This is a genomic window from Petrotoga sp. HWHPT.55.6.3 (assembly GCF_002895495.1).
Taxonomy (GTDB): domain Bacteria; phylum Thermotogota; class Thermotogae; order Petrotogales; family Petrotogaceae; genus Petrotoga; species Petrotoga mobilis.
The window spans coordinates 41,303-53,637 of record NZ_AZRJ01000034.1 but is presented as its reverse complement, the minus strand read 5'-3'; the positions used below and the strand labels follow the sequence as shown (position 1 = coordinate 53,637).

The 12,335-nt window shown below is 34.4% G+C and carries 13 protein-coding genes and 1 rRNA gene; all 14 read right to left on the bottom strand.

From position 1 onward, the window contains the following. Nucleotides 1–228, bottom strand: a 16S ribosomal RNA gene (locus X926_RS08880); the annotation flags it as partial. A 157-nt stretch (nt 229–385) separates the two neighbouring features. After that, nucleotides 386–910: a hypothetical protein gene (locus X926_RS08875; RefSeq protein WP_012209642.1), complete on the bottom strand. Its 525-nt coding sequence runs from the start codon at nt 908–910 to the stop codon at nt 386–388. Between the two features lie 58 nt (nt 911–968). Continuing rightward, nucleotides 969–1,754: a DUF4895 domain-containing protein gene (locus X926_RS08870; protein WP_103065823.1), complete on the bottom strand. Its 786-nt coding sequence runs from the start codon at nt 1,752–1,754 to the stop codon at nt 969–971. Between the two features lies 1 nt (nt 1,755). After that, a complete protein-coding gene (gene uvrC, locus X926_RS08865) occupies nt 1,756–3,480 on the bottom strand; it encodes an excinuclease ABC subunit UvrC (RefSeq protein ID WP_103065822.1) in 1,725 nt (574 codons plus the stop codon). A gap of 190 nt (nt 3,481–3,670) precedes the next feature. After that, nucleotides 3,671–4,219 (bottom strand): DUF501 domain-containing protein, encoded by a 549-nt coding sequence (locus X926_RS08860; RefSeq protein WP_103065821.1) that lies wholly within the window; start codon nt 4,217–4,219, stop codon nt 3,671–3,673. After that, the gene (locus X926_RS08855; protein ID WP_103065820.1) at nt 4,186–5,034 is read right to left on the bottom strand and encodes a 50S ribosomal protein L11 methyltransferase; all 849 of its coding nucleotides are present in this window, start codon (nt 5,032–5,034) and stop codon (nt 4,186–4,188) included. The genes X926_RS08860 and X926_RS08855 overlap by 34 nt, the downstream gene beginning before the upstream one ends. A 1-nt stretch (nt 5,035) precedes the next feature. Then, nucleotides 5,036–5,572, bottom strand: a complete 537-nt coding sequence (locus X926_RS08850; RefSeq protein WP_012209637.1) for a folate family ECF transporter S component — start codon at nt 5,570–5,572, stop codon at nt 5,036–5,038. Between the two features lie 16 nt (nt 5,573–5,588). Continuing rightward, nucleotides 5,589–6,419 (bottom strand): alpha/beta hydrolase family protein, encoded by an 831-nt coding sequence (locus X926_RS08845; protein WP_012209636.1) that lies wholly within the window; start codon nt 6,417–6,419, stop codon nt 5,589–5,591. Between the two features lie 34 nt (nt 6,420–6,453). Then, on the bottom strand, nt 6,454–7,773 hold the full coding sequence (gene miaB, locus X926_RS08840) for a tRNA (N6-isopentenyl adenosine(37)-C2)-methylthiotransferase MiaB (protein WP_103065818.1): 1,320 nt from the start codon (nt 7,771–7,773) through the stop codon (nt 6,454–6,456). Nucleotides 7,774–7,835: 62 nt separating this feature from the next. Then, entirely contained in the window at nt 7,836–8,702 is an 867-nt protein-coding gene (gene rpsB, locus X926_RS08835) for a 30S ribosomal protein S2 (RefSeq protein WP_103065817.1), read from the bottom strand. A gap of 111 nt (nt 8,703–8,813) precedes the next feature. Then, nucleotides 8,814–9,161 (bottom strand): ribosome silencing factor, encoded by a 348-nt coding sequence (gene rsfS / locus X926_RS08830; RefSeq protein WP_012209633.1) that lies wholly within the window; start codon nt 9,159–9,161, stop codon nt 8,814–8,816. A gap of 132 nt (nt 9,162–9,293) precedes the next feature. Continuing rightward, the gene (gene glmS, locus X926_RS08825; RefSeq protein WP_103065816.1) at nt 9,294–11,132 is read right to left on the bottom strand and encodes a glutamine--fructose-6-phosphate transaminase (isomerizing); all 1,839 of its coding nucleotides are present in this window, start codon (nt 11,130–11,132) and stop codon (nt 9,294–9,296) included. A 15-nt stretch (nt 11,133–11,147) separates the two neighbouring features. Beyond that, nucleotides 11,148–12,128, bottom strand: a complete 981-nt coding sequence (gene plsX, locus X926_RS08820; protein WP_103065815.1) for a phosphate acyltransferase PlsX — start codon at nt 12,126–12,128, stop codon at nt 11,148–11,150. A gap of 4 nt (nt 12,129–12,132) precedes the next feature. After that, entirely contained in the window at nt 12,133–12,315 is a 183-nt protein-coding gene (gene rpmF / locus X926_RS08815; protein ID WP_012209630.1) for a 50S ribosomal protein L32, read from the bottom strand. Nucleotides 12,316–12,335: the final 20 nt, after the last annotated feature.

Here is a 12,335-nt window from a genome sequence, read left to right as displayed (position 1 = left end):
TGATGGATAGTGTGTCCAACCTAAGGCTGTCTGCCATTTTCCCCTCGCTGGCTTATCAGAGTTTACCTACCGTTTCCAGTAGCTATCTCTGTCCTTAGGGCAGGTCCCTACCTTTTACTCACCCGTTCGCCACTGGTTATATCTCCGAAGATCTATAACCCGTCCGACTTGCATGTGTTACGCACGCCGCCAGCGTTAACCCTGAGCCAGGATCAAACCCTTCATCCTATACTCTTGGGCCTCCTCTATCTACTTTTCAATGAGCTTTCCCTTTCCTTCTTCTCTTACTTTTTTCTTTCTTTCTCTCTTTCATCCATCAGCGTTGTATATATTACCACATCTCTCTCCACTTTGTCAATTTCTTTTTTATGAACTTATTTGAAAATTATTGTGAATTCATCAAAGAAAAAGAATAGTATACATTGAATATCGAATATCCTAAATAGGCTATGGAAGGTAAATAAAACCATTTGTTTTGGCCTATTTCAGTTTGTCCGAACAATTGTATTCCTACCCAGTTTAAAGAATATTTTATTATTATATAAGTTATAGCAATAGTCATAAAGATTGAAAAGAAAAAAGAGATAGCGCCTATTAACGAGTATCTGTGAAGTCTAGCTTTTTCTATGGCATATATTTCAAACAGTATTCCTAAGACCAACATTAATATAGATAGAAAAAATATTTGTCTGGTTTCTAACGGAAAATTGGGGTTAAGAAGATCATTAATAATAGGTTTTACAGTGTTCATTATTACTACGAGTAATATAAATATTACAGAAATAACTATATTAAATGTACCATATAGCATTTCAGCGAGTGTAAAAGGAGATTTTTTTTCTTTTTTTATATTTTTTGGCGTTAGATTTTGATTAGTCCTTTTATAATAATCTTCAATGTTTACTTTCATTGTTCTCTCCTTTTGTAGAAATATTACATTCCTATTATCTAGGGTGCGCCCCAAACTTTTATAGTTCAATTTTTATTTCATTAATTTGGTCAACTATTTTAGCAGTCTTTTTTATAAATTGATCATAAATAGATTTGAAGTCTATATCAAGGATACGATCTGCAGGTGTTTTGAATACGGCTAATGCTGGTGCTTTAACTTTCATTTCTGGAAGTTTGTATGAATTTTCCAAAAAATTGTATCCTCGAAGCACTTTTTCTTTTAATATTCGACCTATTTCAATATATATAGATACTTCTGAACTACTTATATGATCGGGAACTTTAAATAAAACATGAATGTCCTTTAAATATGGAAAATAAAATATGTCATCATCCCATTGCTTGTAATGTTCTATTATGAATTTCAATTTTTCATCTGTTATGCTCTGATAGAGAGAAATGTATTCTTCGCCTTTTAATTTTTCAGAGAATATGAGCTTTTTTATAAGCCTTTCATTTCCCCATACCCTGTATGATGTAATTTTAAAAGGTGATTGTACTATTCCAAATGCCGTGTCGGGTTGTATTATTTTATTGTATTGCTTAGATAGTTCTGTGTATTTTTTTAGTAATATATCAGGATCATTGTAATACGTAGGGTATAAGACACTCATAACTTTTCCTGGTTTATCAGGTCCCAGAGTTTCAAAAACTCTTCCTTCTTCATCTATAAAAATACAGTAGACTGGAAATTTGTCTTCACCATCGTAAACAGCGCCAAAGAAAAAATGCTGAAATTCATCGGCTAAAAAGCTTTTGTATTTATTTAAGTAACTTATGGCAAATTCAATTAATTTTTCCAAATTATTTCTCTCCCAAACTTTCTTTTATTCTTTTAGCGATTTTTTCACTTTTAACGACTTTCGATATCTCTTCAATTGATGCTTCCAGTAATTTTTGAATCCCTCCAAAATGTTTTATTAATTCTTTTTTCCTTTTCGGACCTATACCGTAAATATCATCCAACTTTGTTTTTTCGAATCGTTTACTTCTGAGACTTCTGTTAAAGCCTATAGCAAACCTATGGGTTTCATCTCTTACGTATATAAGTAATCTTAACACTGGATGATCCAAAGGTAAGTGAAGATCGGGTATGTCACCAGGTAAAACTATCCTTTCATCTTCTTTGGCGATACCTACAACATCGACATCTTTCAAAGAATAGCCGATTTCTTTTAGTGCTTCTACAGCTGAATTTACCTGTCCTTTTCCTCCATCAATAAATAAAAGATCAGGTAATTCATGCTTTTGATATCTTCTTTTTATAACTGTTCTGATACTTTCAAAGTCATCTGGGGCTTTTATATCATCTAATCGATACTTTCTGTATCCTTCTTTTTTGGGCTTGCCGTTTTCAAAACGTACTAAAGAGGCAACGGTATATAACCCTTGAAGATGAGATATATCTATACCTTCAATAATTTTTGGTTCTTTTTTCAAAGAAAGTATTTCTTTTGCTTGTTTTAAGGCAAAGCTTAAGTCTTTTTGCCTTTTTATTTCTTCTTGCAAATTTGTATAAGCCATTTCATATATTTTAGAACTTTTACCTATCTTTTCGATTCTTTTTAAGCCTTTTTCTTTCAGAAAATCCAATATTTCTGGAGAAATTTCTTCATTGTATAATGTCGATATCAAAGAAGGCGGTTCATTCTTTCTAACAATATAGTATTGATACAAGAAATCTTCCAACGTCCCTTCCATCGTGAAGGAAAGTTTTGAAATCAAGTATCCCTTTCTTACTATTAAAACTAAATAAACTGGAGGTTCATACATTATTATATCTAAATTTTTTCCGTTTTTGTATTCAACCGCTACTTCTTCAAATAAATTTTCTAATTTGAACAATGTGTCACGCATTTGAGCGGCTTTTTCATAATTTTTTATTTTGGCATAATCCATCATTGCTTTTTGAAGATAGTTCTTCACTTCTTCAATATCTCCTGATAAAACTTTTTTAACCTTTTCCACTGATTCTTGATATACCGTTTCGTCTACATCCTTGTAACATGGACCATAGCATCTTCCTAAATGGTAAAGGAAACATGGTTTGCTTTTCCTGCTTAAATCTCTGTCACAACTTCTGATTTTATATACGCTTTGGAGTACTTCGATAACGTCTTTTACAAATTTAACATCAGAGTATGGACCATAGAATTTACCTTTTTCTTCTTTTTTTGTACGAATGTATTTTATCTTGGGGAATTGTTCATCCGTTACTAAAATATATGGATACACTCGTGTATCTTTTAACATTATATTGTATTTTGGCTTATGAATATAGATGAGGTTGGCTTCTAAGATAAATGCTTGATTTTCATTTGAAGTTATTATGTAGTCTAAATTTGTGGCTTTTTCTAGCATTTCATAAGTTTTTTCATTTCCTATGTAGTTTTTCTTGTTAAAATAGGAAGAAACTCTGTTTTTTAAGTTTTTTGCCTTGCCTATATATATATGATCACCTTTATTGTTTTTAAAAATATATACTCCTGGTTTTTTAGGGATGTTGTTTAAAATTGATCTGTCAATCATAGGTTGAGTCGCCTCCTTGCATTAAGGGGTAAACCCCTTAAGAACCCCAAGATCTTTGTTTGTTTTTAAAAAGTCTTTTTGCACAAAGCTGCAAAAGGGCTTCGCCCCTTAAAAACCCCATGAATCTTTGTTTCATTATCTTGTTTTAGCGCCCCTTCACCCCGCTCCCCACCCTTCTAAGGAAGAGAAATCATCGCTCAGCCCCGCATCCCACCCATTTTTCACATCTTTTGTCGTCACAATATTTCTTACTAATGTAACTATTCACTATTTTCCCTGCTGGATTGTTCTCCCCATCTAAATACGATGCATAGTGTAAATGTAAACATTTTATTTTAGAGAAATCCTCAATTCCACCTATTCCCGTTTCTTTTAGTTTCTTGATCATATTTTCAGGTAGGGAATTGATTTTTTCTCCTAATAGCTTCATTCTTTTTTCAATTTCTACTTCGTGGGCGCGGATCATTTGTTGTTTTAATCCTGGATCATTTTGTATCATCTTTTCAATTTCCGCTATTTTTTGCTGTGCTTCCAATTTTGAAACTTCTTCCACTAAATAAGGACAGGTTAACCAGTAAAGAGTGGGAAAAGGCTTTCCATCTTTTAAAGGAAAGCTCTTTATTACTTGAGGATAGCCATATATGCATCTTTTTCCTATAGTTAATACATTACTAACGCACCGTCCCAATTGTTTTTCAATTATTTCTAAATCTTCTTTTGAAACAACAAAGCTATCCAAGAACCATCCTCCATTTTTTCTTTCAATACTAAATTTACATCCTTTGCTTGTTCAATAACCAATTTCTCCTTACTTTCAATTATACCAGAAAGGATGACAAATCCTTTATTTTTAAGTATTTTATCAAATTTAGGATCTTTCATTAACTGTATCAGTACTTCAGCCACAATATTAGAAACTAATATATCGAATCTTTCATGTTCTCCAACAGCGCTTAACAAATCGGATTCTTTTATCTCAATATCGACATTGTTTAAAATAGCAGTTTCTTTTGCTTTTTCTGTAGCCAAATCATCGTTATCTAAAGCCAAAACACGATTAGCCCCAATCTTTTTAGCCAAAGCGGACAATATTCCGCTACCTGTTCCAACATCAATAACATCTTTGCCTGTGCAACCAACCTTTCTTAAAAGTTCGGCTGCCAGTTTAGTGGTTGAATGTAAACCTGTTCCAAATGCACTTCCTGGTATTATATTCAATACTATTCCCGGTTTTTCTATTTTTTTATTGGAAAAAGGATTGATCCAAATTCCATCTATAAGTTCAAAAACATCTATTGTTTTTTTCCATTCTTCTAACCATTTTGATTCTTCGGTAATTTCCTTCGAAAGGAGTTTTAAACCATACATAGAAAGCAAATCCAAAATATCTTTGATTTGCTCTTCCTTCTTGACATACAACTTCAGAAAAGTCTTTGAACTTTCTACATCTTCTTCAAAGTAAAAGGAATTAAACCCATATTTTATGAACTGATCTATTATCTTTTCTTCCTCGCTGGCTTTTAATTCATAAACAAACTCATAATATTTATCCATCTTATTTTTTCTCCATCATTTTATTAATTTGAGGAATTCTCGTGAGTAATAAAAGCATTATAAAGGCGTTCAAAAAGAATGAGACCACATAGCCACCGATTCGTGGAGGCATAAGAACCGCATATGAAACATCAAAAGCTTGATGAATAAAGAATGGTGTTAAGGTTATTCCTACCGCTTCACCTAAACCACAGGAAATGGCTAGTGACCAATAATTGATTCTTCTTTTAAAAAAATACCTAAAAACTATACCTGGAATCAAACCGTGTAAGGCTGAGGTCAACGTGAATTGGGGAAGGAACGCCCCCATTGGATTTATCCAAAAACCAATCAAATCAGATAAACCTCCAACGATAAAACCATCCAGGGGCCCAAAAATAAAGGCGGAAAGAAACATAGGAATCGTTCCAAACCCAAATCTAATAACTTCCACATTGCCTATGGGAATTCTAATCGCTAATAACCTTGACAAAAGTATGGATAGAACTATAAACAACGAATTCATGACTAACCTATAGGTGGCATTCTTTTGGTCCATAAATTCACTCCTTACTTTAATGGATAATTAGCATATTTTTTGCAAAGAACCTTAATACATCTTTTATTTCTTGGCTCCAAAGAAACCAATTATGGTCGCCTGGTTTTATGAAAAGAGTTGAAGATATGCCATTGATTCTTAATTCATGGTGCAGTTCAGAAGCACCTAAATATAGGTAAAAGTAATCTTCACTTCCACAAGAAAGATAAACTGGAAGCTCTAAGCCGCTTTGTTTTACGTTTTCTATATAATTAAAAATATTCTCTTTCTCCCAAAACTTTGGGTCAAAAGGCCAGCCAAATGCGTCATGATAGTAATCTTCTCTTACATGAATTTCATTGCCATATAAATCGACTTCTTTCTCTGGGGGAACTTCTCTGGTTATTCCCCCACTTAAACTAGCAACAGACAAAAATAACTCTGGATACTTAAATGCCAACCTTAAGGCACCGTATCCTCCCATAGATAGGCCAGCTATGAATCTTGAAGAACGTTCGTTATAAACCTTGTACTGCGTTTCTATATGTTGAAGAAGGTCCTCTATCAAAGCGGTTTCATAGTTAACACCAGTTGGAGAATTAACGTACCAACTGTTCTTAGCATCAGGCATCACGGCAACAAAAGGTGGAATTTCATTGTTAGTTATCATTAAATCCAAACTTTGATCTACTCGACCTTTTCTTAGCCAACTCGTTTCGTTCCCTCCATGTCCATGCAGAAGATAAATAGTCGGATATTTCCTGGTTTCAATGTCGTATTTAGGTGGAAGATAAATAGAATATTTCACATCACTTTTCAGTGCTCGGCTATAAAACGATAAAGATTCATATACTTTTCCATGTATCAAATGTGAACACCCCTTTTTTGTATCTATTAGGCCGTCAGTAAAGATTGTTTACAACCTCACCATACAATGGACCTGGTGTAATTTTATTGACCTTTACTTTCAAAAATTCACCGTTCAACTCTTCATTGCTTTCGAAGATTATTAATTTATTGTTCATAGTTCTTCCCATATAAGTACCATTTTTACCCGCTTTTCCCTCTTGAATTATAACAACTTCTTGTTCAAGATACTTTTCATTTTCTTCAAGGTTTATCCTTTTTTGTAACTCCATGAGATACTGCAATCTTTTATTTTTAATATGTTTAGGAACATCGTCATTTTGATATTTATAAGCTATGGTCCCTTCTCTTGGGGAATATTCTGCGATATTTATCCTCTCAAATCTACATTGCTTAATCAAATCTACCGTTTCTTCAAAATCCTCATCTGTTTCAGATGGAAAGCCTGTTATAAAATCACTAGATACAGTAACGTTTGCCACTTCTTTCTTTACCTTATTTACAAGTTCTATGAACTCTTCTTTTGTGTATTTTCTATTCATTGCTTTGAGAATCTTGTTGCTTCCCGATTGAGCTGGAAGATGAAAATAATTTGCCGCTTTTTCTTCGTTGGCAACAGTCTGTATTAAAGAATCGGTTATATCCGATGGATATGAGGTTAAAAACCAAATTCGTTTTATGGAATCAAATTCTGCTGCCTTTTGTATGAGTAGGTCTAATTTAGATTTTTTATCTCCAAAGTCCTTACCGTAGGAATCAACATTTTGACCTAAAAAGGTTATTTCTTTGTAGCCCTTTTTTGCATAGCTTTCAACTTCTCTTATTATATCTTCCATAGGTCTACTTTTTTCAAAACCTCTGGTATATGGAACTATACAGTACGAGCAATATTTGTTGCATCCGTATATGATAGTAATCCAAGCATGATGTTTACTTATTGGCATCTTTGGAATATCGTAATTGACATCATTCAATTTGTCGCTAAAATCAGCAAATCTTTTTCCATTTAAAGCACGCTTTACCAAATTTCCTATGTCTACCACATTTCTAGTGCCAAAGACAAAATCTATATTTTTAAATCTTTCAAGCAGATTCTCCCTTTCTTTTTCTGCAGAGCAACCACCTACACCTAAGATTAAATTCTTATTTTCATCTTTTAGTTTACCGTAACCGCCTATGGCACCATACATTTTATTTTCTGCTTTTTCTCTAACAGCACAACTATTTATCAATATTATGTCGGCTTCTTTTGGATTTTCAGTCCATTCGAAGCCTTCTTCTTTCAAAAGACCTGCCATTATTTCACTTTCATTAATATTCATTTGACAACCAAATGTCCGTATGTAAAATTTCAAAATTATCACCTCTTATAAAAAAACCGGGAGCTATCCCCCGGTGTATTATGTAGAACCAAAAATTAAAATTTTTCGTCTTCGTCTTCTATTTCTGAAGGTATAAATTCTTCTTCCACTTCTTCTACTTCTTCAGCATAACTGGCGTATTTCTCTTCAGCTTCTAATTTTTCGTCCACTTCATCAATTACTTCGTCTTTTTCTTCTTCTTCTTCTTCTACTTCGCTACTTTCTTCGAGAGTTTCAATTCTACCTTCTTTTCCTTCAATAATCGCATCAGCCATTTTTGAAACAATGAGCATTATGGTTCTAATAGCATCATCGTTTGCTGGAATAACGTAATCAATAACATCCGGATCACAATTAGTATCCACCGTTGCTATTATAGGTATATTAAGCAAATTAGCTTCTTTCACAGCGATTTCTTCTTTTTTAGGATCAATAATAAAAAGAATATCTGGAATTTTTTTCATTCCACGTAACCCACCCAAGTTTTTTTCTAATTTTTCTAAATTTCTGCGTATGGTTGCTTGCTCTTTTTTGGGTAGTTTCGAAAACTCTTCGCTTTCAACATATTCTGTTAGTTGTTCCAACTTATCAATTCTAGATTTTATCGTTTTGAAGTTTGTTAACAAACCACCAAGCCATCTGTTGTTTACAAAAAACTCTCCACATCTGCGGGCTTCATCGGCAACAATCTGCTGTGCCTGTTTCTTAGTCCCAACGAACAATACTCTTTTCTTCTCCATGACCGAATTTTTTAGGAAGTCATAGGCTTCGTCAATACTTTTCAAAGTTTTTTGTAAATCAATAATGTGAATACCTTTTCTTGCAGTAAAGATATAAGGCTGCATCTTGGGATTCCATCTTCTCGTCCTATGACCAAAGTGAGCTCCTGCTTCAAGTAACTGTTTCATACTTACCACTGACACAAAAATACACCTCCGTAGTTGTTTGATTTGGTTTTCTAACCTCCACCTTTCTTTTTTTCACCGACCCTTTTATGGGCACCGAGGTGAAAAACGAAAGATGTGAGTATTATTTTATAGTACCATTCTATTTTGTTCTCCCCAAAGCCCTTCTAAATCGTAGAATTCTCTACTCTCTTCCGAGAATATATGAACTATAAAAATACCCGCGTCGATTATCATCCAATCGGTACTTTTACCTTTATCGTAAAAAGTTATGGGTATATCTTCATCTTTTAAATACCTAACTACTTGGTCTCTTAAAGCTACTCTATGTGGTTCTGAATTTCCCGTAACAATAACAAAGTAATCAACCATCAATTCAGAATTTTCCATGTCAAGTACAACAATATTTTCTCCATCTTTTTCTTCTAACAATTCCACTATTTCCTTAACGGAATTCAAAACATCAGTTTTTAACAAAAATTTACCACCTCCACTAAAATTTTTTTACTTTTAGCATTTCTAAATTTATTAGCGCCCTTCCCCCGCTCCCCACCCATAAGGAAGAAAAATCAATGTTTTGCCCCGCTGCCCGCCCCACAATTGGCCAAATTATTCTACGGTGACACTTTTTGCTAAATTTCTTGGTTTATCTGGGTCTAAGCCTTTTTGTACCGCTGTGTAATAAGCAAAAAGTTGAGTAATAGGTGCAACTACCAACGGTATTAAAGGTTCCGAAACAGTAGGCACATCGATGTAATCATCACATATTTTTTTTGTTTGCTCATCATCTTTCGGGGTTAAAGCTATAACCTTTGCGCCCCGAGCTTTTACTTCCATAATGTTGGAAATCATCTTCTCTCTCAGCTTCCCAGACGGAACTATTGCAAATACTGGAAAATTCCCATCCAACAGTGCTATTGGACCATGTTTTAATTCTCCCGCTTGATAGGCAATGGCATTGATATAACTGATCTCTTTTAATTTCAAAGCGCCTTCCAAAGCTGCAGGAAAACCAAAAACCCTACCTATGTACATCATATCTTTGAAGTTTTTATACTTCTTTACCAATTCCATCATGTGACCGTTTGTTTCATTCAAGATCATTTTAAATATTTCTGGCATTTTTTCGATGGTTCTCATAATTTCTTCCAACTCTTCGTTTTTGTAACCTTTCCAACGGATGAGTTGGGCAGCTAAGGTGTAAAGCAAAGCTATCTGTGCCGTATAAGTTTTCGTTGCAGCAACCCCTATCTCTGGACCAGTGTTGAGATAAAGGACTGCGTCAGATTCTCTCGGAATAGTTGACCCAACTACGTTACTTATAGCTAATACATATGCACCTTTTTTCTTTGCTAATCTGACACCTTCTAACGTATCTATAGTCTCCCCAGATTGAGAGATAGCCAACACCAAAGTATTACCATCTATCGCCGGATTCATGTATCTGAACTCTGATGCAACCTCAATGTCAAAATCAATATCTGAATATCTATTCATGAAGTATTTTGCAGCTAAACCAGCATGATAACTCGTACCGCATGCAACCACATATACTTTTTTCATTTGGCCCTTAACAAAATCTTCTAAAGATTGTACTTCTTTTATCTGTGGTTTTCCATCTTTTAATCGACCAACCAGAACGGATTCTAATGCTATTGGTTGCTCAAAGATTTCTTTCAACATGAAATGAGGATATCCTGATTTTTCTGCCAGCGACTCATCCCAGGTTATAAGTATTGGTTTTCTCTCAAGTGGGACACCATCTAAGTTAAATAAAGAATACCCTTTAGGAGTTAAAATAGCTACCTCTCCATCATTCAAAAAATTCATCTCTTTTGAATACTTCAGTAAAGGAGTAACATCTGAAGCTAACATGCTAATACTATTATTACTTGCAATCACTAGAGGACTGCCTTTTCTTGCCGCAACTATTTGATCGGGTTTGTCTTTATGAACAACAGCAATGGCATACGCACCTTCGAGTTCTTCTAAAGCTTTTAAAACAGATTCAAAAAGATCTCCATTGTACTTATCTTCTATCAAATGAGCGATAACTTCTGAATCCGTTTCTGATTTAAAGATATGGCCCTTAACTTCAAGCTCTGTTCTCAACTCTTGAAAGTTCTCTATGATACCGTTATGTACAACAGCTATTTCTTCTTTACAATCCAAATGTGGATGAGAATTTTGCTCTGAAACAACACCATGTGTCGCCCATCTCGTGTGGGCTATTCCAGAATAAAAACTTTCTTCCAATAAACCTTCATTTAATAGTAATTTTTCAATCTCGCTTATTCTTCCCGGCATTTTTAGGTATTTTATAGAATGATTCACGTTGTAAGCTAAACCTGCGGAATCGTATCCTCGATACTCAAGTTTTTTCAATCCAGAAATAAGATCTTCAACTTTCACTTTTCTATCGGAAACAAACCCTACTATCCCACACAATTGTTAAACCCCCTTTTAAATCTCAATCTTTTCGATCAAGTCAAATTTGGCGGCACGGTAAGCCACGTACAATGCATTAGCTATTGCTTCAGCGTCTGAAGACCCATGCGCCTTAACTAAAACACCATTGACCCCCAAAAAGAATGTCCCTCCGTAACTCCTATAATCAATTTTATTGACTAAAGATTTCAAAGAACCTCTTAGAAACAAGGCTCCTAATTTTGTGAATAACCCACCTTTTTTAATCGTTTCTTTCAATTCATGAAGGATGAAATAAGCTGTACCTTCCATAGTTTTTAAAACGTTGTTACCGGTGAATCCGTCTGTAACTATTATATCACACGTATCATCAAACAACTCACGTGCTTCTACATAGCCAACATAATTAAACTTCTTTTCTTCTTTCAACAAATTAGAAGCTTCTCTAACAATTGAATTTCCCTTTTCGTCTTCAGAACCGATATTTAAAATCCCAACCCTTGGATTTTCAAGATTCAAAAATTTAGCGTAAGCTATTCCCTCCCTTGCAAAATCATAAAAATGTTCAGCCTTTACTTCAGCGTTTGCTCCTGCATCCACCAAAATTTTGGGTTTATTGGATTTAGAAGGAAGGGCTAAAACCAAGGCAGGCCTTTTTATACCAGGTAGTCTACCTGCAACAAATGTACCGCTTGATAGTAATGCACCAGTGTTACCTGCACTAACAAAAGCATTTAATTCGTTATTTTTCAACATTTCGCAGCCTACGTACATCGAAGATTCTTTCATTTTCAAAACTTCCGTTGGTTTTGTCTCGTTACTAACCAAATTTTTAGCTGGGACAATCTGTAAATTCGATATTTTATCTAAATCTTCCTTTGAAATTTCGTTTCCCACTATAACCAATTCGTCTGGAGAAAGAAAGTTATTCTTTAAAGCAAAAAGTGCGCCCTCAACAACAGAACTGGGCGCATTATCACCGCCGTATAGATCGATACCTATTTTTACACTATTCATAGGCTCATTCACCTATTTCTAAGATTTGTTTGTCACCATAGTATCCACAATTCAAACAAACGCGGTGTGGTAATTTTGGCTCTCCGCACTTCGGACATTTTACAACATTGATCTTGTATGCAGAGTAAAATTTCGCTCTTCTAGAATGTGTTTGACCTCTTGAAGCCTTTTGTTTTGGCGTTGCCATGTATGTTTCCCCCTTTGGTA

What these genes read in the sequence shown, in the direction of transcription:
- rpmF (WP_012209630.1), bottom strand. Translation starts at nt 12,315, where the DNA reads ATGGCAACGCCAAAACAAAAGGCTTCAAGAGGTCAAACACATTCTAGA.
- plsX (WP_103065815.1), bottom strand. Translation starts at nt 12,128, where the DNA reads ATGAATAGTGTAAAAATAGGTATCGATCTATACGGCGGTGATAATGCG.
- X926_RS08850 (WP_012209637.1), bottom strand. Translation starts at nt 5,572, where the DNA reads ATGGACCAAAAGAATGCCACCTATAGGTTAGTCATGAATTCGTTGTTT.
- X926_RS08875 (WP_012209642.1), bottom strand. Translation starts at nt 910, where the DNA reads ATGAAAGTAAACATTGAAGATTATTATAAAAGGACTAATCAAAATCTA.
- X926_RS08855 (WP_103065820.1), bottom strand. Translation starts at nt 5,034, where the DNA reads ATGGATAAATATTATGAGTTTGTTTATGAATTAAAAGCCAGCGAGGAA.
- uvrC (WP_103065822.1), bottom strand. Translation starts at nt 3,480, where the DNA reads ATGATTGACAGATCAATTTTAAACAACATCCCTAAAAAACCAGGAGTA.